The organism is Bradyrhizobium sp. LeoB3 (assembly GCF_055456055.1).
Map to the genome: position 1 here is coordinate 24,992 of NZ_JBVBEF010000049.1, position 20,373 is coordinate 45,364.

Sequence of the window (20,373 nt, forward strand, 5' to 3'; positions counted from 1 at the left end):
CTATGAGATGGCGGCGCGCGAATGTGATCTGCTGCGGGAAGTGCTGGCCAAGGACTGCCGGATGGAATCGGTGACCAGCAACATCAACATCAACCGGCAATTTGGTCAGCAGCAGGAGGGCTTGACCATCAACGGCTCGATGAGCTTTCAAATCACGTTGAAATAGCCCCGAGCAGCGGGGGCCTATGCCCCCGCCTTCACCTGCGCCACGGCCTGGACCAGCAGTTCGTCCATCTTGGCGCGGATTTGAGCTTCCGTGATGGCCTCGCCCTTCGCGGTGAGGTCCTTGAAGACCTTCTGCAGCACGTCCTGGTCGCCGGCTTCCTCGAAATCGGCGGCAACCACTTCCTTGGCGTAGGTGTTGGCGGCATCGCCCGCGAGGCCAAGCTTTTCCGCCGCCCACATGCCTAACAACTTGTTGCGGCGCGCCTCGGCCTTGAATTTCTGCTCCTCGTCGAGGGCGAATTTCTTCTCAAAACCTTCCTCGCGCTTATCGAATGTGGTCATCGGTGGTTCCAATTGCTGCTGACGGACGGATGGAGCTTGCGTTGCGGCAGCCCCAGCGGATGCCTAGATAGAAGGGACGAATCGGCAAGACAACGAGCCGTTAAGCCGCAGGCAGAATGGCAGATTTTGGCGCCCTAATCCAAGGCGGATAAGTCGGCCATAAAGGGTCCGGGTCGATTGTGCTGGATGGGCCAATCGGATAGGTTGCCATACGGCTTGGTTCTTGTTCTGTTTGGGGTTCCAGGCTTCCGCGGCAGCTCCGTCGTGGGTCGCGATCCCTAGTCAACCGGAGCACACCAGATTCATGGATTTCAACAAAACACGGTACATCCCAATGAGCCGTCGACGCCGCATTTATGAAGGCAAGGCCAAGGTCCTTTACGAAGGTCCCGAGCCCGGAACCCTCATCCAGCACTTCAAGGACGACGCGACCGCGTTCAATGCCAAGAAACACCAGGTGATCGAGGGCAAGGGCGTCCTCAACAACCGGATTTCGGAGTACCTGTTTCAGCACCTCAATGACATCGGGGTGCCGACGCACTTCATCCGTCGCCTCAACATGCGCGAGCAATTGATTCGCGAGGTCGAGATCGTGCCGCTGGAAGTGGTGGTGCGGAACGTCGCCGCCGGCTCGCTGTCGCAGCGCCTCGGTATCGAGGAAGGTACGCAGTTGCCGCGCTCGATCATCGAATTTTACTACAAGAACGACCAGCTCAACGACCCCATGGTGTCGGAAGAGCATATCACCGCCTTCGGCTGGGCGACGCCGCAGGAGATCGACGACATCATGGCGCTCGCTATCCGCGTCAACGACTTCCTGACCGGGCTGTTTTTGGGGATCGGCATCCGACTGGTCGACTTCAAGATGGAATGCGGGCGGCTGTTTGAGAACGAAATGATGCGGATCATCGTCGCCGACGAGATCTCGCCCGATTCGTGTCGGCTGTGGGACATCAAGTCGAACGAGAAGCTCGACAAGGACCGTTTCCGCAGGGATCTCGGCGGGCTGCTGGAAGCCTATACCGAGGTGGCAAAGCGGCTCGGTATCCTCATGGAGAACGAGCGGCCGGCGGGCTCCGGTCCGGTGCTGGTGAAGAGCTGAGAGGGGCTAGGTTTAAGTGAAGGCACGCGTCACCGTTACGTTGAAATCCGGCATCCTCGATCCCCAAGGCAAGGCGATCGAGGGCGCCCTGAAATCGCTCGGCGTCGATGGTGTCGCCAGCGTCCGCCAGGGCAAGGTGTTCGACATTGAACTCTCCGGCTCAGATCGCGCCAAGGCGGAAGCCGCGCTGAAAGAGGCGGCCGACAGGCTGCTCGCCAATACCGTGATCGAGAATTATCGGGTCGAACTGCTCTGATGAAATCAGCCGTCCTCGTCTTTCCCGGCATCAATCGCGAGCGCGACATGGCGCGGGCGCTCAAGCTCATCTCGGGCAAGGAGCCGGCCATGGTCTGGCATGCCGAGACCTCGCTGCCTGAAGGCACCGACCTCGTCGTGGTGCCCGGCGGCTTCTCCTACGGCGATTACTTGCGCTGCGGCGCGATTGCAGCGCGGGCGCCGATCATGAACGCGGTGCGCGACTACGCCGGCAAGGGTGGTCTCGTGCTCGGCGTCTGCAACGGCTTTCAGATCCTCTGCGAATCCGGCCTGCTGCCGGGCGTGTTGATGCGCAATGCGGGATTGAAGTTCATCTGCCACGACGTGCATCTGCGCGTCGAACGCTCCGACACGCCGTTCACCCGCGGCTACAATGCCGGCCAGGTGATCCGCGTCCCGGTCGCCCATGGCGAGGGCAACTACGAGGCGGATGAAGAGACGATCAAGCGATTGGAAGGCGAGGGACGGGTGCTCTATCGCTACTGCTCGCCGGACGGCGTGGTCGACGAGCGCCACAATATCAATGGCGCCGCGCAATCAATCGCCGGCATCGTCAACGACGGCAGCAATGTGCTCGGCATGATGCCCCATCCGGAAAATCACGTCGAGGACATCATGGGCTGCACCGACGGCCGCGGCCTGTTTGCGGGCCTGGTCCAGCATCTGGAAAAGGCCGCGTGAAGTCGGTCGTCGCGAGGTGGCTCGCGGCGATTGCGTCGCTTTGGCTTGCGACTACGGCGCACGCCCAGGATTTCCCGAAACACCCCATCACCATGATCGTGCCGTTCGCGGCCGGCGGCACCTCCGACGTGATTGCGCGCGTGGTTGCCGAGCAGATGAGCGTGGCGCTAGGGCAGCCGATCGTGATCGAGAATGTCGCGGGCGCCGGCGGCTCGACCGCGCTGTCCCGGGCCGCGCGTGCGGAGCCGGATGGCTACACGATTGCGATCGGCAACGCCGGCACCAGCGCCGCCACCTACACGATCTATCCGAAACTGCCGTTTACGCCGGACTCCTTTGTGCCGTTCGCGGTGGTCGCAAAGACCTTTGGCATCATTGCTTTGCGCAAGGATTTTCCCGCCAAGGATCTGCAGGAGTTCATCGCTTACGCGAAGAAGAATCCCGGCAAGATCAATCTTGGCCATGCCGGCGTCGGCTCCTCGAATTACCTGATCTGCAAGAGTTTTGTGAACGCCGCCGGAATCGACGTGACGCTGGTCGGCTATCGCGGCGCTGCGCCAGCGCTGACGGATGCGATCGGCGGCCAGATCGACGGCGTTTGCGATGCGGCGGCCTCGGTGTCGCAGGCGATCAACGAGAAGCTGGTGAAGGGACTCGTGGTCGGCTCGACCGTGCGGCTTGCGACGCTGCCTGATCTGCCGACCTCGGCAGAAGCAGGGCTGCCCGAATTCGAGGCACAGGGCTGGAACGGGTTATTCGCGCCAAAGGGTACGCCGCCCGAGATCATCGCCAAATTGAACGCCGCGGCGCGGACCGCCGTGGAGAGCGAGGCGGTGAAAAAACGCTTCACCGATCTGTCGACGGTTGCGCCCGACGCCAACGAGCATGCGCCGGACGTGCTGCAACAGCTCGTCGCGCGCGATGTCGAGAAATACAAAAAGTTGCTCGCCGACGACCAGAAATAATCGGCTCAGCACTGCTGGCCTGAAACTTGCCCGTAACTCCCCGATCCAGGCACGGATCTTTCCGATCGTTGGGCGGGAGGAGTTTTATGCTCATTCGCAAGGCTTGCTGCACGTTCACGCTCGCCGCCGCGCTGCTTTCGTCGCATGCGGTAATGGCCGAAACCACGCTGCGCATCGGCATGACAGCATCCGATATCCCCACGGCGACCGGGCTGCCGAACAACGGCTTCGAAGGAATGCGCTTTCTCGGCTACCCGATCTTCGAGGGATTGGTGCTGTGGGATTTGACCAGGACCGACAAATTGGCCAGCTTGCGTCCGGGGCTTGCGGAGAAATGGGAACAGGATCCCGAGAACAACAAGACCTGGATCTTCCATCTGCGCCATGGCGTGAAATTCCATGATGGCACGGATTTCAACGCCGATGCCGTGATCTGGAATCTCGAGCGCTATTTCAACACGTCCAGCCCGCAATTCGAGGCCGCGAGTTCGGCGATGTCGCGAGCGCGCGTTCCCGTGATGGGCAGCTACAAGAAGATCGATGACTTCACGGTCGCCATCACCACGACCAAGCCGGCGTCCTATTTCCCCTACATGGCGGTCTATCTTCTGTTCACATCGCCGGCGTCCTTCGAAAAGGCGGGGCGGGATTGGGCCAAGGTCGCGACCTTGCCGGCCGCCGGTACCGGACCGTTCCGCATCACCAAGGTCGTGCCGCGTCAGGAGGCGGATCTCGCGCGCTGGGATGGGTATTGGGACGCGAGCAAAAGGGCGAAGGTCGACAACGTCGTGCTCATGCCGATCCCTGAAGCGAACTCGCGCTTGGCCGCGCTTCGCTCCGGTCAGGTCGACTGGATCGAGGTGCCGCCGGCCGACGGCGTCGCTTCGCTGAAATCGGCGGGCTTCACCATCACCACCGGCTCCTATCCCCATGTCTGGCCGTGGTTCTACAATATCGGCGCGACCAACAGCCCCTTCAAGGACGTGAAAGTCCGCCAGGCCCTGAACTATTGCATCGACCGCGATGGACTCGTTGCACTGCTGAACGGGACCGCGGAGCCTTCGGTGGGCTGGCTCAAGGCCAGCGACCCCGATTTCGGCTCGCCAGCGAACCGCTACAAGTTCGACCCCGCCAAGGGCAAGGCGCTGCTCGCCGAGGCCGGATACACGGCGGCGAAGCCATTGTCCTTCAAGGTGCTGATCTCGAATTCCGGCTCGGGCCAGATGCTGCCTTTGCCGATGAACGAATTCCTGCAGCAAAACCTGAAAGAGGCGTGCGGTGTGAACGTGGCCTTCGACGTGATCGAATGGCAGGTTCTGTTGACCGCCGCGCGGGCGACGCCGGATAGTCCCACTTTGCAGGGCGCCATGGGGCTCAATATCTCCTCGCCATCCTCCGATGCCGGCATCATGGCGCGCTATTTCTCGTCCGAGAATTTTTCGCCGAACGGGTTCAATTTCGAGCAGTGGAAGGACCTTGAGTTTGACGATGCGCTCAAGACGATCTCGGAGGCCACCGACCCCAAGGTGATCGCGGCCGCCTATCGCAAGGCGCATGAACGCCTCGTCGACAACCCGCCCTGGCTCTACATCGTGCACGATCTCAACCCGCGCGCGATGAGCCCGAAGGTCAAGGGATTCGTCTCGCCGCAATCGTGGTTCGTCGATCTGACCCTGGTGAGCCTGCAGTAAAGGTTTTCGAGGCCCTCAACTCCTCAGCCGCGCTCGCAGCCAGTTCAGGGCAAGCTTGTAGCGGTCCGCGGGAACGGTCATTGCGGCGACGCCCGCCATGACGAGCACAAGCCCGAGGGCGAGGTTCGAGGGTACGGCTTCGCCGAGCAGCACCACTGACAAGCCGACGCCGATCGGGATGCGCAGATAGCCTTGCGCATTGGTGGTCAGCGTGCCGAGGCGGGGGAGGCACATGTAGAACAGCATCAGGCCGATCGCGCTGGAGAAGATGCCCATGGTGGTGACGGCGGCGAGCGCCTGCGGCGTCGGATGCAGCGTCCAGGGATGTTCGACGACGATGGCGGCTGGCAGCAGCACGAGGCCGCCGAACAACAGCGAGCCGGCGGCAACCACCATCGGGTCGTAATCGGACAGGCGCAGGCCGAAGATCGTGGCGCAGGCAAACGAGATGGTGGCGAGCAGGATCGCCATCTCGGCAAAGATCTCGCTGCCGAGGCCACCGAGCGCATCGAGACCGATGATCACGGCGGTGCCGGCGAGGCCAAGGATCGCCCCAGCGAGCTTCAACAGTGTCGCCGGCTCATGCCGCGTGATGGCCCAGGTGATCAGGAAGGCAAAAATCGGCGTGGTCGAGGCGAGCACCACGGTGGGAGCCGCCGCCACATATTGCTGCGCCCAGGTGATCACCAGGAACGGGATTGTCGAGTTGATGGTCTGCTGGAAGGCAAACAGCTTCCACGCCTTGGCGTCGGTCGGCATGCGACGGCCGCGGATGCGCAGGATCACCAGGAGGAACAGCGCCGCGATCAGGGAGCGGGCGGAGATGAAGGTGATCGGCGGGATCGAGCCGAGACCGATCTTGGTCAAGGGATAAGTCGAACTCCAGCAGCAGGCGAGCGCGAGCAGCAGCGCATAATCCTGCCAGCGATGGTGCGGCCGCTTCAGCGCTGATCGTGCAGACGTCTCCACGGCAGCCGTCACGCTACCCGTCCTTAATGTGCTCTTCGGCACCTCTTGCTCCCGGCGCATTGGCGCGCTGGAGCCAGTCTTAGCCTGAGAGCGCAAAAAGGAAAGGCGGGAGCTATGCGCTGGCCTCAAGCGGCGCCTTCAGCTTCACCCGCTTGATCGTCCCGGAGAAGGTGAACAGCGAGCGCTCATCCGTTTTCAGCATGCCGCGCAGGAAGATCAGCGAACCGCCCGCGCGGGTCACTTCGCCCACGCATTCGACCAATTCGCCCTCGCGTGCCGCGTCGAGGAATTCGCAGGAGAATGCCACCGTCACGCCCGGGCCTTCCAATTCGGCCGAGGCGATCGCGAACAGGCAGTAATCCGCAAAGGCCATGAAGCAGCCGCCATGGACGTTGCGCATGCCGTTGAGATGCTTTTTCTCCACCCGGAACGCGCACTGCACGCGGCCGTTCTCATCCATCCGGTGCCAGAACGGGCCGATATGGCTCTCGAAACTGTCCCGGATCCAGGTGCGCCAGCCCTTGAATTCGCCGTCGGTCGCGACATGCAGGTCGGGGCGGCGGAGGAATGCAGTCTTGGAGAGCTCGTTCACGCTGGCAGGCTTTCAAAATTGAGTTCCGGTCCTTAAATCCGATCCTGTCCGTTTCTGCAAATTCGCAAGCCTGCGGCCAGCCGCAAAACCCGCGGCCCGCCGCCGCAAAGCTCTGGACAGGGCGGAAAAGCGCCATAAAAGGCCTTTGCCCGCACCGCCGATCTACCTAATAAGGGACCCATGAACGAGCCCCAGATCACCCCCGAACTCGTCGCCGCCCACGGGCTCAAGCCTGACGAGTATGAGCGCATCCTGAAATTGATCGGGCGGGTGCCGAGCTTCACCGAGCTCGGAATCTTCTCGGCGATGTGGAACGAGCATTGCTCGTACAAGTCCTCGCGCATCCATCTGCGCGGACTGCCCACGAAAGCGCCATGGGTAATCCAGGGGCCCGGCGAGAATGCCGGCGTGATCGACATCGGCGACGGCCAGGCCGTGGTCTTCAAGATGGAGAGCCACAACCACCCGAGCTATATCGAACCCTATCAGGGCGCGACCACTGGCGTCGGCGGCATTTTACGCGATGTGTTCACGATGGGCGCGCGCCCCATCGCCTGCCTCAATGCGCTGAGCTTTGGCGCGCCGGAGCATCCGAAGACGCGCCATCTCGTCTCGGGCGTGGTCGCCGGGGTCGGCGGCTACGGCAATTCCTTCGGCGTGCCGACGGTCGGCGGGCAAGTCCGCTTCCACACCCGCTATGACGGCAACATCCTGGTCAATGCGATGGCGGTCGGTCTCGCTGACGCCGACAAGATCTTCTATGCGGCGGCCTCCGGCGTGAACATGCCGATCGTCTATCTCGGCTCGAAGACCGGCCGCGACGGCATCCATGGCGCGTCGATGGCCTCGGCCGAGTTCGACGACAATTCCGAGGAGAAGCGGCCGACCGTGCAGGTCGGCGATCCCTTCGCGGAGAAGCTGTTGCTCGAGGCCTGCCTCGAGATCATGGAAAAGGGCTGCGTGATCGCGATCCAGGACATGGGCGCGGCGGGGCTCACCTGCTCGGCGGTCGAGATGGGCGCCAAGGGCGATCTCGGCGTCGATCTCGATCTCGACGCGGTGCCGACACGCGAGACCGGCATGAGCGCCTACGAGATGATGCTCTCGGAAAGCCAGGAGCGCATGCTCATGGTCCTCAAGCCCGAGAAGGAGCAGGAAGCCGAGGCGATCTTCCGCAAATGGGGCCTCGATTTCGCGGTGGTCGGCTACACCACGCCGACCAAGCGGTTCGTTGTCAAGCATGGCGGCGACGTCATGGCCGATCTGCCGATCAAGGAGCTTGGCGACGAGGCGCCGGTCTACGACCGCCCGCACACGGCTTCCGCCGCGCAGCCGGTGATCCATGCGCGCGACGTCGAGGCGCCGCTTGGCATTCCGCAGGCGCTGGAGAAGCTGATCGGCACGCCCGAGCTGTGCTCGAAGCGCTGGGTGTGGGAGCAATACGATCACGTCATCCTGGGCAACACCGTGCAGCGCCCCGGCGGCGATGCGGCTGTTGTCCGCGTGCAGGATGGGCCGAAGGGGCTTGCGATGACCGTCGACGTGACGCCGCGCTATTGCGAGGCCGATCCTTATCAGGGCGGCAAGCAGGCAGTGGCGGAAGCCTGGCGCAACATCACCGCGGTGGGCGGCAAGCCGCTCGCGATCACCGACAACCTCAATTTCGGCAATCCTGAGCGGCCCGAGATCATGGGCCAGTTCGTCGGCTGCCTGCAGGGCATTTCCGAAGCTTGCCGCGCGCTGGACTTCCCGGTCGTTTCCGGCAACGTCTCGCTCTACAACGAGACCAACGGCCGCGCCATTCTGCCGACGCCCTCGATCGGTGGTGTCGGCGTACTCGACGATTTCACCAAGTCCGCGACGCTCGCGTTCAAGGCGGAAGGCGAGGCGATCCTTCTGATCGGCGAGACCCACGGCTGGCTCGGCCAGTCCGTCTATCTGCGCGACATCTGCGGTCGTGAGGAAGGCGCGCCGCCGCCGGTCGATCTTGCCGCCGAGAAGCGCAATGGCGATGTCGTGCGCGGCATGATTCACGCTGGTACGGCGACCGCTGTGCACGACATCTCCGACGGCGGGCTGTTGATCGCGCTCGCCGAGATGGCGATCGCAAGCGGCATCGGCGCGCGCCTGCTCGCAGCGCCGACGGCGCTGGTGCCGCACGCCTACTGGTTCGGCGAGGATCAGGCGCGCTACATCGTCACGGTGCCCGAAGCGGACGCCGGCCGTGTGCTCGCCAAGATGCGGGGTTGCGGCATGCCGTGCGCGCGCATAGGCACCACCGGCGGCGACGCGATCTCAATCGTAGGCGAAACGCCGGTGGCGATCACGACGCTGAACGAAGCGTTCGAGCGCTGGTTGCCGGCCTATATGAGCGGCAAGGCGGCGTAAGTTTGCTTTCGTAGCCCGGGGTTGCGCGGCGCTCCACCCGGGCTACCGCATCAGAGCACGTGCTTCGCGCCTGGAATCTTCCGCAAGCCCGCCGTCGCCGCCCAGCTCAGCAGCACCGTCAGCACGAACGCGATGGCCGCCTTCACGATTGCCGGCCAATTGAAATCAAACATCCAATATTGCAGCCAGAGCACGATCGGATAGTGCACCAGGAACATGCCATAGGCATCTGGCTGCATCGGATCGAGGATGCTCCAGCCGGATTGTTTGAATCGCAGGAAATAGGCCAGGATCACGAACATGATGGCGACGCTGAAGGAAGCGAAGAAGAGACCGTAGGTCGCCTCATACCAGTCCGGCAGCCGCACCGGATTGCCCAGGATTTCGCGCTTGATGTAGATCAGTACCCACATCAGGCAATACGGAACCAGCGCCGCGACCGCCCAGCCCCAGCTACTCTTCGCAAGTCGGCCGTCTGCAGCCAGCAGGCCGCGATCCAGATACATGGCGCCTATGCCCGCGCCAAAAAAGAAGTAGGTCGCATAGAGCAGCACGCGGCCATGCTGGACCGAGAACGGCCCGAACTCGAACCAGCTCCCTGCGCCAAAGTGAACGCGCCCCGGAATGTAGAGCACGGCGGTCACCGCAAGCATGACCACGAAGAACAGGGTGGCCTGCTCATGCCCCTTGAGCGACAGACGATTGATCGGGTCAATGATTTTGGGTGACAGCAGATACGCCGCGCTCGCAACGAGGTCGAAGGCGAGCAAGATCCAGAGAAACCAGATCGGGCCGCTCGGCCACGGCCCGACGGTGATTGTTTTCCACCAGAACTCGGAGAAGCTCAAATCCGGAGTTTGACGCAGCGCAAAGGAGTAATAGGCCAGCGGAATGAGCGTGAACGCGCAGATCACGAAGGGCAGGCCAAGCCGAACCAGGCGGTCGAGCAAGTATTGCACCGGCCCCTTCCGAGACAGGCCCGGCCACACGAACAGTCCCGACAGGAAGAAGAACATCGCCATGAAGAAGCTGTCGGTGGCGAGCACGATCATGTCGAAAACAATCGAGTACTTGGGATCGGTGTGTCCGAAATACGTGTAGGGAATCACCGAGTGATGCAGCAGCACGACCAGCGTCAGGAACGTGCGCGTACGATCGAGCGCGGCGTTGCGCGCTTTTGCTTTCGGTGCAGCGTGAGCTTCCGCGGTCGCCATGGTGTGGGAGATCGAGCTCATATGCGCCCCCCTCTCAGAGGTGATCGGTTGTGATGTTGCAATCCGGAACCGGATTGGGCAAGGCCCAATCGCTGCAATCCGGAAACGTCGATGTGATTGCGCGGTCGCCGAAACAACGGAACGAGGCGATTCACGGCACGTTGGTGCGGCCGCATGCAACGCGGAGAGTTATCATGCGACACAAATTGCATCTATCGGCCGTCATCGCGATGTCATTGATGACGGTGTCATCGGCCGCCTTCGCGCAAGCTCCAGGCGGCGGCGGCACCGGGGCAGCGCAGCAGGCCGGTGGCAGCACGCCTCCACCGGCGGCCACACCGACCAACCCGGGATCGGCCGGCATCTCGGCGGCGCCCGGCGGGCAGTCGAGCTCCACCACCGGAATGGGCACCGGCGGAACGGCCACCACGAATCCATCCCTGCACCAGCCAGGCACGCGCAGCACATCGCCAGGTGCAACCGGGACCGGTCTGTCGCCGAACGGCATCCCGGAAGACGATGCCATTCCGTCCGGTTCTTCCGGGCCCATCGAACGGTAGAGGAAGCTTGCAGGGTCAAGCGGGGCGGCGATCAATTCGCCGCCCCACTGCTTTGGAACTCGCGCTATCGCCCGAGGTTACCCCCGCGAAATAGCTGGAGAAGAGGGCGATGACGTTACTGAAATGGGCGCTGATTTTTCTTGTGGTGTCGATTATAGCCGGCTTGCTCGGCTTCACCGGCATATCGGCAGCCTCCGCCGATATCGCGCGGGTATTGTTCTATATTTTTGTCGTGATCTTCCTGGTGCTCCTTATACTCGGGCTCACGATATTCAGGGCGTAGTATTGAGCAGCTTCGTCGTCATGCCCGGGCTCCTCCCGGGCATCCACGTCCTCTTGTCGGGGAAGCGGCAGCGTGGATGGCCGGGTCAGGCCCGGCCATGACGAGACCTTGTCTTCCGCGCTTACGCCACTTCCTCGATCGTGACCTTGTCCGGATAGAACGCCAGGTGACCGGCGATTTCCTTCATCGCCGGGAAGGGCGTCTCATAGGTCCAGATCGAATTCTCCAGCGTCTTGCCGTTGGCATTGATGCTGAAATAGTTCGCATCGCCCTTGTAGGGGCAATGTGTGGTCCGCTCGGTCCGGGAGAGCAGGGCCATGTTGGCGTCTTCCCGCGGGATGTATTGCACGGCAGGATAGCTTGCTTCCTTCAGGGTCAGCACATGGGTGGAGTCGGCGATGACGACGTCCCCCGCCCGGACGCGGATGCGCTTGGGATTGGGGGCAATCGTGATCGGATGGTCGGGACCTGGGAGTTTCATGATTCTGCGCCTTTTTTGGTCAGTTCGTTGTGACCGAATGATGCAGCTAAAACGATTGGAAGCGGTATATAGTGGCTGATAGGATGACCTAGAAGAGCGCAATCGCTAGGTTTTGCTCCGTGTGGCCGGCCATGCCGGCCGCGATTTGAACGTCGAAATGGAGGTGTACTGGGATGCCGATGGACGCCCGCGATATCGAATCCATGATCAAGGCAGCCATTCCCGATGCCGTGGTGACGATCCGCGACCTGGCCGGAGACGGCGACCATTACGCGGCAACGGTGATCTCGGAATCCTTCCGCGGCAAGTCCCGTGTCCAGCAGCACCAGATCGTCTACCAGTCGCTCAAGGGACAGATGGGCGGCATACTGCACGCATTGGCGCTGCAGACCGGGGTGCCTGGCGGGCCCGAGGCCTGATCATCTCGTTAGGTCATGATCCGATTGGACGGAATCGGATCATGACCTCATCTTTTTGTTTGAGCATGCTGTAGGGGGCACCGATGGCTGCGGAGAACCGACGCGGCGCGATGTTTCGCGTCGTCGTGCCACATCAGCATAGCCGCGTCACCTATGTCGAACTGTTCTTCGATCTGGTGTTCGTGTTCGCGGTCACGCAGATCTCGCACACGCTGCTGCATCATTTCACGCCGATCGGCGCGGTCCAGGTCACGCTGCTGTTCCTCGCGGTCTGGTGGGTCTGGGTCTTCACGGCCTGGGTAACCAACTGGCTCAATCCGGAACTGACGCCGGTCCGCATCCTCTTGTTCCTGATGATGCTCGGCGGCCTCGTGCTGTCGACCACGATTCCGACGGCCTTTGAAGGCCGCGGCCTGTGGTTCGCCATCGCCTATGTGGTGATGCAGGTCGGGCGTACCGCATTCTGGCTGGTCTCGACGCCGCATCACTGGACGGCGGTGCGCCACAACGCCATCCGCATCCTGAGCTGGCTTTCCGTATCTGCCGTGTTCTGGATCCTCGGCGGCCTTTCTGAGGGTGAGTCCAGGCTATGGCTGTGGATCATGGCGCTCGTGATCGAGTATGTCTCGCCGGCAGCGCGGTTCTGGATCCCGGGGTTGGGGCCGTCGTCGCTCGAGGCTTGGGCGGTCGAAGGCGGCCATATGGCCGAGCGCTGCGCCCTTTTCATCATCATCGCGCTCGGCGAGGCTGTTGTCGTCAACGGCGCGACCTTTGCCGAGCTGAGCTGGACCACCGGAATCGTGCTGGCCTTCGTGTCCTCGCTGGTTGGCAGCATCGCGATGTGGTGGATCTATTTCCACAAGGGCGCCGAGGCCGGCTCAGAACTGATCTCGACATCGGCCGAATCAGGGAAACTGGCGCGCCTTGCCTACACTTATCTGCACATGCCGATCGTCGCCGGCATCATCCTGACGGCGGTGTCGGACGAGTTGGTGCTGAAGCATCCCAGCGGTCATTCCGATCTCAAGACAATCTTGAGCACGATCGGCGGCCCGCTTCTGTTCCTGGTCGGGACGATCCTGTTCAAGCTCTCGATCCGGGGCTTTCTGCAGCTGTCCCACATCGGCGGCATCCTCGCGCTGCTCGTGCTGGGCTGGTTTGCAAGCGAGCTGTCGCCGCTATGGCTCTCGCTCCTCACGACCGCGATCCTGATCTTGGTCGCGGTGTGGGAATCGGTGTCGCTGGGCTCGGCTTCGGAAGCTCATTCCGAAGCCACCAGCGCGTGAACCGAGAACATCTTTGCCGCATCGGTCCAGGACTGCCGCACCGTCCAGCCCGAGCTTCGGGCCAACTCCGTGAACCGTTCCAGCGAATATTTGTAGCTGTTCTCGGTGTGAATGCTCTCGCCGGGTCGGAACGAAAAGGTGTTGCCGAGGACCCGTACGCTCTGCGCCTTGCGGCTGATCAGGTGCATCTCGATCCGGTGGCGGTCGCGGTTGTAGATCGAGCGATGGGAGAAGGCGGAGAGATCGAAATTGCCGCCGAGCTCGCGGTTGATCCGCACCAGCACATTCAGATTGAAGCGCGCCGTGACGCCGGCTGAATCATTATAGGCGTTGTACAGCACGCGCTCGTCTTTCTCGAGGTCGACGCCGATGATCATCTGCGCGCCCGCACCCAGGATTTCGCGCGCGGTGCGCAGCAAATCGGTGGCTTCGTGCGGCTCGAAATTGCCGATCGTCGATCCCGGGAAGAAGCCGACTTTCGGCATCTCGGCGATCTCGGCCGGCAGCGTGAACGGGGCGGTGAAGTCGGCCGCGACCGGATAAACGCGCAGGCCGGGAAAGTCCTTGCGGAGGCCTTCCGCCTGCGCATTCAGGAAATCGCCTGATATGTCGACGGGCACGTAGGCGCCGAATTCGCAGTGCTCGAGCAACAGGCGCACCTTGGTGGTCGCACCCGCGCCGAACTCGACCAGCGCGGCGCCCGCAGGGATGATCGCGGCGATCTCGGCCCCGCGATCGCGCAAGATGCCGAGCTCGGTGCGGGTCGGGTAGTATTCCGGCAGCACCGTGATCTGCTCGAAGAGCTCCGAGCCTGTCGCGTCATAGAAATATTTCGGCGACAGGTGCTTGGGATGTTGCGCGAGATGTCCGATGACATCTTCCGCAAAGGCTGCGGTCTGTTCGTCAAAGGCATAGGCCTTGGCTAAAGCGCGGGTATGCACATTCATGATACTCTCCTGAACGCGCCTTCCCGCGCGCTATGATTTTTGGTTGTTCTTGCGCATGATTTTTTCGGAAAACCGGCATCCGCTTTTCCGGATCATGCTTGAGGACCGATCAGGCGTAATGGGCGAGCCGTAATCCCGTGAATTGCCAGCGGTGGTGCGGATAAAAGAAGTTGCGGTAGGTGATGCGGCTGTGGCCGCTCGGAGTTGCAAGCGAGGAGCCGCGCAGCACCAATTGATTGACCATGAACTTGCCGTTGTACTCGCCGAGCGCGCCCTCGATCGCCCGATAGCCCGGATAGGGTGAATAGGAGGAGCGGGTCCACTGCCAGACGATGCCGAAGGCGTCGTTGAGCTGCCCGGCGCGCGCGGCGACCTCCCATTCCATCTCGGTCGGCAGGTGCTTGCCGGCCCAGCGGGCGAAAGCGTCGGCCTCGTAATAACTGACGTGGGAGACCGGAGCTGCCGGATCGATCGGCTGCAGTCCGCCCAAGGTCATGATCTGCCATTGGCCGTCGACGTTGCGCCAGTGGCCGGGCGCGTCCCAGCCTTCCTTTTCGACGGTCGCAAAACCGTCCATCAGCCACAGCGTCGCTGTCGAATAGCCGCCGTCCTCGATGAAGGCGAGCCACTCCGCGTTGGTCACGAGATTCCGCGCCAATTTGACGGGGCCGACCAGGGCGCGATGCGCCGGCTTTTCATTGTCGAAATGAAAGCTGTCGTCCGCATGCCCGATGGTGTGGATGCCCTCGTTCAGCGTCACCCATTCCTCGCCGCTGCGGTTAGAGGCCGGGAAGTGCCAGGCCGGATCGTATGCCGGTGGGATCGGGTTCTGCGCGAAGGCATGCAGGATGTCGGTCCACATCAGTTCCTGATGCTGCTGTTCGTGATTGAGTCCGACCTCGACCAACGGGACCAGCTTGGCCAGCTTCTCCTCACCCGCAGCCTTGAAGAATTTCACCACGGCATCGTCGACATAGCGGCGATAAGCGGTGACTTCATCGGCACTTGGCCGGGTCAGATGACCGCGCTGGGCGCGGGCATGGCGAGGGCCGGCGCTGACATAATAGGAATTGAAGAGATAGGCGTAATCGGGATGGAAAGGCTTGTAGCCGTGCTGGTGCTCGCCGAGCAGAAACTGCTCGAAGAACCAGGTGGTATGGGCGCGGTGCCACTTTGCCGGGCTCGCGTCCGGCATGGACTGGATCAGTTGGTCCTCCGCAGACAGGGGAGCGGCCCGGCGTTCGGTTTCATCCCGCACCGCGAGAAACGCCTCCACCAGACGCCGGGACAGGAGACCGGAATCAGAAGCGCGTGATGGGGAAGGGGTGGCAAGGGTGGCGGCAGCGGATGCTGGTTTCGTCACGGGTGTCTCCGAATGCTGGAGAGAACGTTGCTCTGCCAAACTGGTTCCCTACGGACAGTCCGTCCTAGATAGGGGCTCCCGTTCGGGAAAAAAGCCTCCCGGGGCCATGATATTAGTGTCGTCAGACTATGGACCCGAAGCCCGGCCGCCGCCCGAAAAGGGCCTCATGCATGCCAGCCCACCGCCATTTTGCTTTGGATGCACAACGGTTTGGGCTACATATATAGTTAGTCGCGGGGTAAGCGGGTCGAGCCGGCCCACCAGCAATGCCGCAAGGGGCGGAGCCCCAAAGGGAAACGAAAATGAGCATCGAACAATTCATCGACAACGAAGTGAAGTCGAACGACGTCGTGCTGTTCATGAAGGGCACGCCGCAATTTCCGCAGTGCGGTTTCTCCGGCCAGGTGGTGCAGATCCTCGACCACATCGGCGTCGGCTATAAGGGCTTGAACGTGCTGGAGTCCGCCGAGCTGCGCGACGGCATCAAGGTCTATTCGAACTGGCCGACCATTCCCCAGCTCTACGTGAAGGGCGAGTTCGTCGGCGGCTGCGACATCATCCGCGAGATGTTCCAGGCCGGCGAGCTGCAGCAGCTTTTCGCCGACAAGGGCGTTCCGGTCGGCGCCGCCGCCTGAGCCTGATGGCGCGCCAATTCGGCAACGCGTGCCTCGAAGTCATCGTTGCCGACATCACCACGTTACGCGTTGACGCCATCGTCAACGCGGCCAATTCGTCCCTCCTGGGTGGAGGCGGTGTCGATGGCGCGATCCATCGCGCCGCTGGATCCGAATTGCTCGCCGAGTGCCGCTCCTTGCGCGGCTGTGCGACCGGCGACGCCAAGATCACACATGGTTATCGGCTTCCCGCCCGGCATGTGATCCACGCCGTTGGCCCGGTCTGGCACGGCGGCGGCCAAGGCGAGGATGGATTGCTCGCCTCCTGCTATCGCCGCGCGCTCGAGCTCTGTCAGGCGAACGGGCTTGCCACATTGGCGTTTCCGGCCATTTCGACTGGTGTCTATCGCTTCCCCGCCGACCGTGCCGCCGGGATTTCGGTTGGGGCGGTCGCGGAGGGACTTAGCTATGCGCCGGCGGTCAACCGGGTGATCTTCTGCTGCTTCTCCGAGGCCAGCGCCCGGCTGCATGAGCAGGCTTTGGCCGGTCTTGACGGCCCTTGTGCTGGTTGACGCGCCGCCGCTACACTCCCTGTCGAATTCGGGAGGGGTCCAAATGAATTCGTTTAAATCGCTGCGCCTGCTGGCGACAGGCGCGCTGATGCTTGTTGCATGGCCTGCCGCTGCTGCGGAAGGAACCTTCGATATTCCTGCAGGCGCGCATTTCAACCAGGACAAGCTTGCGAAGATCGGGGCCTTTTTCGACAACGAGGTGGCGACCGGTAAGATCCCGGGCGCGATCGTCCTGATCCAGCAGCATGGCAAGCCGGTCTATCACCAGTCCTTCGGCGTGCAGGACGTGGCGAGCAAGGCGCCGATCACCGACAAGACGATCTTCCGCCTGTTTTCGATGACGAAGGCGATCACCGCCGTCGTCTCGGTGCAGCTCCTTCAAGAGGGCAAGTTCAAGCTGGATGATCCGGTTGCGAAATACATCCCGTCCTTCGCTAATGTGAAAGTCGGCGTCGAGAAGAAGAACGAGGACGGCAGCAAGACGCTCGAACTGGTGCCGCCGGACCGGCCGATGACCGTGCTCGACCTGATGCGCCACACCTCCGGCATCACTTATGGCTTCTATGGCGACAGCCTGGTGCGCAAGGCCTATGCATCCTCCAATCTCTATGCCGGCGATTTCGATCTTGCCGAATTCGCCGAGCGGATCGCCAAGCTGCCGCTGCACAATCAGCCGGGCGCGCTCTGGCAATACGGCCACTCCACCGATGTGCTGGCGCGCATCATGGAGATCGTGTCCGGCAAGCCGCTGCTCGCGATCGAGCGCGAGAAGCTGCTCGATCCGCTCGGTATGAACGACACCCGCTTCCTCGTCACCGATCCGGAGAAGCAGAAGCTGCTGGCGCTCCCGATGCCGAACGACAGCGATTTCCGGGTCGGCCGCATCAACGATCCGACCGTTGTCAAGAAAATGGAGTTTGCCAGCGGCGGCATGGTCTCGACCATGGCGGATTTCTCCCGGTTTGCGCAGATGCTGCTCAACGGCGGCACGTTCGATGGCCGGACCTATCTGACCCCCGAGACCTTCAAGCTGATGACGACCGACCATGTCGGTCCCGGCTCGGGAGTGGGGCGGGATTACTTCTATTTTCCCGGCGATGGCTTTGGCTTCGGGCTCGGGCTCGCGGTTCGGACCGATCCTGGCAACGCAAAGCCGCCACCACCGGGCTCGCTGGGCGAACTGAAATGGGACGGCGCCAGCGGTTGCTATTTCGTGATCGACCGCAAGCAGGATATGTTTTTCGTGCTCCTGGAGCAGACGCCGACCGAGCGGCAACGTATCCAGCGGACGCTGAAGCAGCTCGTCTATGAAGCGATGGAGAACTGAAGCCTTTCCGCGCCGCCTCGTTCTCGTGGCGGCGCTCGCGCGCATCAGCGACTACATCAAGAACGAGATCGCGACCGGCAAGATTCCCGGCGCGATCCTCTTGGTCCAGCGTAGCCCGGATTTCGCTGCGCTCCATCCGCGCTACAGATCTACGCTCCGCGCACGACTTCCCGCACCAATCCGACCGTTTCCTCGATCATGCCGGCCGTCACGTCGAGATGTGTGCAGGCCCTGATGCGACCGTCCATCATCGCGAGCAGGACGCCGCGTTTGCCTAGTTCGGCGACCATGTTGTCGCCGGAGACGCCCGCACCATCGGGCTTGAAGAAGACGAGATTGGTTTCCGGCTGTTGCACCTCAATGCCCGCGATCTGCGACAGCCCGCGCGCCAGCGCCCTGGCATTGGCGTGATCGTTGGCGAGGCGGTCGAAGTGATGGTCGAGCGCATAGGTGCAGGCGGCGGCGCAGATGCCGGCCTGGCGCATGGAGCCGCCGAGGCGCTGCTTCCATCGCCACACCTCGTCGATGAAATCGCTGCTGCCCGCGATGACCCCGCCGATCGGCGCGCCCAGTCCTTTCGAGAAATCGATCCAGGCGGAATCCCAACCTGCGGCCATGTCGCGTGCGGAGATGCCGGTAGCAACGCAGGCGTTGAGCAGGCGGGCGCCGTCCATATGGGTGGCGAGCCCGTGGGCCTTTGCGATACTGACGATCTCGTCGAGATCGGCCTTCTTCCAGATCGTGCCGCCGCCGATATTGGCGGTCTGTTCGACGCTGACCAGCACCTGCGGCGGCTGGTAGCGCGAGCGCGGATGCAGTGCCGCGCGGAACGTCTCCGGCGCGAACTGGCCGTCGTCGCCGGGCAGAGGTGTGATCTGGAAGCCGCCGAGCGCGGCATGCGCGCCGCCTTCACGGGCGATGATATGGGCGGTAGCATGCGCCAGGATTTCATCGCCGGGCCGGCAGTAAGCGAGCGTTGCGGCGACGTTGCACATCGTGCCCGAGGGCATGAACACCGCGGCCTCCTTGCCGAGCAGGTCGGCAACGCGCTCGCAGAGCAGATTCACGCTCGGATCGTCGCCGATCTGCTCATCGCCGACCTCAGCCCGCGCCATCGCCTCGCGCATCGCCGGCGTGGGACGTGTTTGGGTGTCGGATAAAAGATTGATGCGAACGGGCGGAGCCTTGGGATCGCGCGGGGCAGGGGTGTAGGACATGGCTTTTCTCTTCACTGACCGCGTCATGGCCGGGCTTGTCCCGGCCATCCACGTTCTTCGTTCCGCGATGACCATAAGGTCGTGGATATCAGGGACAAGCCCGGCATGACGGAACAACGACGCGTCACAAACAAAAAGGCCCCGGGATCCCGGGGCCTTCGATACCTCGAACTTTCCGTCCGATCAGCGCGAATAGAATTCGACGATCAGATGCGGCTCCATCTGCACCGGGAACGGCACGTCGGACAGGCCGGGAATGCGGATGAACTTCGCGGTCATCTTGCCGTGATCGACCTCGATAAAGTCGGGCACGTCGCGCTCGGGAAGCTGCGAGGCTTCCAGCACGGTCACGAGCTGCTTGGAAGCTTCCTTGACCTCGATCACGTCGCCGAGCTTGAGGCGGTAGCTGCCGATGTTGACGCGGCGACCGTTCACCTTGACGTGGCCGTGGTTGATGAACTGGCGGGCGGCGAACATCGTGGGCACGAACTTGGCGCGGTACACGACGGTATCGAGACGGCGCTCGAGCAGGCCGATCAGGTTCTCGCCGGTGTCGCCCTTCAGGCGGCCGGCTTCGACGTAGATGCCATGGAACTGGCGCTCGGAAATATTGGCGTAATAACCTTTAAGCTTCTGCTTGGCGCGGAGCTGCACGCCGAAGTCGGAGAGCTTGCCCTTGCGGCGCTGGCCGTGCTGGCCCGGGCCGTATTCGCGGCGGTTCACAGGGCTCTTCGGGCGGCCCCAGATATTCTGGCCCATGCGGCGATCGATCTTGTATTTCGCCTCACTGCGCTTTGTCATCGCGGTCCTCTTCAGGTCAAAGTTGGGTTTGAGGAGACGCGCCCTCCTGTGCAGCCTGCCATGTGGCCGGTGCCGACAGGTCCGCCTCGAAAGCTCGAGGACGAACCACGGGTCGCGA

Annotated in this window: 23 protein-coding genes; 14 read left to right on the top strand and 9 right to left on the bottom strand. The window is 62.6% G+C overall.

Features of this window, described 5'->3' with window-relative positions:
• Positions 1-7 precede the first annotated feature (7 nt).
• Entirely contained in the window at positions 8-166 is a 159-nt protein-coding gene (locus ACZXDY_RS26935) for a hypothetical protein (RefSeq protein WP_245287454.1), read from the top strand.
• A gap of 17 nt (positions 167-183) precedes the next feature.
• Here the strand turns inward: ACZXDY_RS26935 and ACZXDY_RS26940 are convergent, their stop codons facing one another.
• On the bottom strand, positions 184-507 hold the full coding sequence (locus ACZXDY_RS26940; protein WP_028166375.1) for a DUF1476 domain-containing protein: 324 nt from the start codon (positions 505-507) through the stop codon (positions 184-186).
• Positions 508-841: 334 nt separating this feature from the next.
• On the opposite strand from ACZXDY_RS26940, the gene purC reads away from it, so the two are divergent.
• The 5 genes from purC to ACZXDY_RS26965 all read left to right on the top strand — a co-directional run bounded on the left by purC (position 842) and on the right by ACZXDY_RS26965 (position 5,222).
• Positions 842-1,609: a phosphoribosylaminoimidazolesuccinocarboxamide synthase gene (gene purC, locus ACZXDY_RS26945; protein ID WP_008974302.1), complete on the top strand. Its 768-nt coding sequence runs from the start codon at positions 842-844 to the stop codon at positions 1,607-1,609.
• A 16-nt stretch (positions 1,610-1,625) separates the two neighbouring features.
• Positions 1,626-1,865, top strand: a complete 240-nt coding sequence (gene purS / locus ACZXDY_RS26950) for a phosphoribosylformylglycinamidine synthase subunit PurS (protein WP_028166376.1) — start codon at positions 1,626-1,628, stop codon at positions 1,863-1,865.
• Positions 1,865-2,566 (top strand): phosphoribosylformylglycinamidine synthase subunit PurQ, encoded by a 702-nt coding sequence (gene purQ, locus ACZXDY_RS26955; RefSeq protein WP_456644461.1) that lies wholly within the window; start codon positions 1,865-1,867, stop codon positions 2,564-2,566. The genes purS and purQ overlap by 1 nt, the downstream gene beginning before the upstream one ends.
• Entirely contained in the window at positions 2,563-3,531 is a 969-nt protein-coding gene (locus ACZXDY_RS26960; RefSeq protein ID WP_463327624.1) for a tripartite tricarboxylate transporter substrate binding protein BugD, read from the top strand. The genes purQ and ACZXDY_RS26960 overlap by 4 nt, the downstream gene beginning before the upstream one ends.
• A gap of 86 nt (positions 3,532-3,617) precedes the next feature.
• Entirely contained in the window at positions 3,618-5,222 is a 1,605-nt protein-coding gene (locus tag ACZXDY_RS26965) for an ABC transporter substrate-binding protein (protein WP_464347587.1), read from the top strand.
• Positions 5,223-5,237: 15 nt separating this feature from the next.
• On the opposite strand, the gene ACZXDY_RS26970 is transcribed toward ACZXDY_RS26965, so the two are convergent.
• Both ACZXDY_RS26970 and ACZXDY_RS26975 read right to left on the bottom strand, forming a co-directional pair.
• Positions 5,238-6,233, bottom strand: coding sequence for a DMT family transporter (locus ACZXDY_RS26970; protein WP_464347588.1), 996 nt, complete (start codon positions 6,231-6,233; stop codon positions 5,238-5,240).
• Positions 6,234-6,303: 70 nt separating this feature from the next.
• Complete coding sequence (locus ACZXDY_RS26975) at positions 6,304-6,783, bottom strand: PaaI family thioesterase (RefSeq protein WP_464347589.1); 480 nt, start codon at positions 6,781-6,783, stop codon at positions 6,304-6,306.
• 180 nt (positions 6,784-6,963) lie between these two features.
• On the opposite strand from ACZXDY_RS26975, the gene purL reads away from it, so the two are divergent.
• Positions 6,964-9,171, top strand: a complete 2,208-nt coding sequence (gene purL / locus ACZXDY_RS26980) for a phosphoribosylformylglycinamidine synthase subunit PurL (RefSeq protein WP_464347590.1) — start codon at positions 6,964-6,966, stop codon at positions 9,169-9,171.
• A 50-nt stretch (positions 9,172-9,221) separates the two neighbouring features.
• Here purL and ACZXDY_RS26985 read toward each other — a convergent pair whose 3' ends face one another.
• Entirely contained in the window at positions 9,222-10,406 is a 1,185-nt protein-coding gene (locus ACZXDY_RS26985) for an acyltransferase family protein (protein WP_464347591.1), read from the bottom strand.
• A 173-nt stretch (positions 10,407-10,579) separates the two neighbouring features.
• On the opposite strand from ACZXDY_RS26985, the gene ACZXDY_RS26990 reads away from it, so the two are divergent.
• Positions 10,580-10,945 carry a hypothetical protein gene (locus ACZXDY_RS26990; RefSeq protein WP_464347592.1) on the top strand — a complete coding sequence of 122 codons (366 nt, stop codon included), beginning with the start codon at positions 10,580-10,582 and terminating at the stop codon, positions 10,943-10,945.
• Positions 10,946-11,054: 109 nt separating this feature from the next.
• On the top strand, positions 11,055-11,228 hold the full coding sequence (locus ACZXDY_RS26995) for a DUF1328 domain-containing protein (protein ID WP_028166384.1): 174 nt from the start codon (positions 11,055-11,057) through the stop codon (positions 11,226-11,228).
• A gap of 121 nt (positions 11,229-11,349) precedes the next feature.
• Here ACZXDY_RS26995 and ACZXDY_RS27000 read toward each other — a convergent pair whose 3' ends face one another.
• Complete coding sequence (locus tag ACZXDY_RS27000) at positions 11,350-11,709, bottom strand: DUF427 domain-containing protein (RefSeq protein ID WP_028166385.1); 360 nt, start codon at positions 11,707-11,709, stop codon at positions 11,350-11,352.
• 173 nt (positions 11,710-11,882) lie between these two features.
• On the opposite strand from ACZXDY_RS27000, the gene ACZXDY_RS27005 reads away from it, so the two are divergent.
• Together ACZXDY_RS27005 and ACZXDY_RS27010 are read left to right on the top strand one after the other, a co-directional pair.
• The gene (locus tag ACZXDY_RS27005; RefSeq protein ID WP_028166386.1) at positions 11,883-12,128 is read left to right on the top strand and encodes a BolA/IbaG family iron-sulfur metabolism protein; all 246 of its coding nucleotides are present in this window, start codon (positions 11,883-11,885) and stop codon (positions 12,126-12,128) included.
• An 83-nt stretch (positions 12,129-12,211) separates the two neighbouring features.
• Entirely contained in the window at positions 12,212-13,414 is a 1,203-nt protein-coding gene (locus ACZXDY_RS27010) for a low temperature requirement protein A (protein WP_464347593.1), read from the top strand.
• Here the strand turns inward: ACZXDY_RS27010 and egtD are convergent.
• A complete protein-coding gene (egtD, locus tag ACZXDY_RS27015; RefSeq protein ID WP_028166388.1) occupies positions 13,390-14,361 on the bottom strand; it encodes an L-histidine N(alpha)-methyltransferase in 972 nt (323 codons plus the stop codon). The two genes, ACZXDY_RS27010 and egtD, sit on opposite strands and share 25 nt — an antisense overlap.
• Positions 14,362-14,470: 109 nt before the next feature.
• Positions 14,471-15,724, bottom strand: coding sequence for an ergothioneine biosynthesis protein EgtB (egtB, locus tag ACZXDY_RS27020; protein ID WP_464347594.1), 1,254 nt, complete (start codon positions 15,722-15,724; stop codon positions 14,471-14,473).
• Positions 15,725-16,026: 302 nt separating this feature from the next.
• Here egtB and grxD point away from each other — a divergent pair, with 302 nt between their 5' ends.
• From grxD to ACZXDY_RS27035, 3 genes are read left to right on the top strand one after another with little or no spacing between them, the layout of a single operon-like run.
• Positions 16,027-16,359, top strand: coding sequence for a Grx4 family monothiol glutaredoxin (gene grxD, locus ACZXDY_RS27025; protein ID WP_028166390.1), 333 nt, complete (start codon positions 16,027-16,029; stop codon positions 16,357-16,359).
• Between the two features lie 5 nt (positions 16,360-16,364).
• Positions 16,365-16,910 carry an O-acetyl-ADP-ribose deacetylase gene (locus ACZXDY_RS27030; protein WP_464347595.1) on the top strand — a complete coding sequence of 182 codons (546 nt, stop codon included), beginning with the start codon at positions 16,365-16,367 and terminating at the stop codon, positions 16,908-16,910.
• A 43-nt stretch (positions 16,911-16,953) separates the two neighbouring features.
• A complete protein-coding gene (locus ACZXDY_RS27035) occupies positions 16,954-18,237 on the top strand; it encodes a serine hydrolase domain-containing protein (protein ID WP_464347596.1) in 1,284 nt (427 codons plus the stop codon).
• Positions 18,238-18,386: 149 nt separating this feature from the next.
• On the opposite strand, the gene ACZXDY_RS27040 is transcribed toward ACZXDY_RS27035, so the two are convergent.
• A complete protein-coding gene (locus tag ACZXDY_RS27040; protein WP_464347597.1) occupies positions 18,387-19,454 on the bottom strand; it encodes a threonine aldolase family protein in 1,068 nt (355 codons plus the stop codon).
• Between the two features lie 183 nt (positions 19,455-19,637).
• On the bottom strand, positions 19,638-20,255 hold the full coding sequence (rpsD, locus tag ACZXDY_RS27045; RefSeq protein ID WP_130226225.1) for a 30S ribosomal protein S4: 618 nt from the start codon (positions 20,253-20,255) through the stop codon (positions 19,638-19,640).
• Positions 20,256-20,373: the final 118 nt, after the last annotated feature.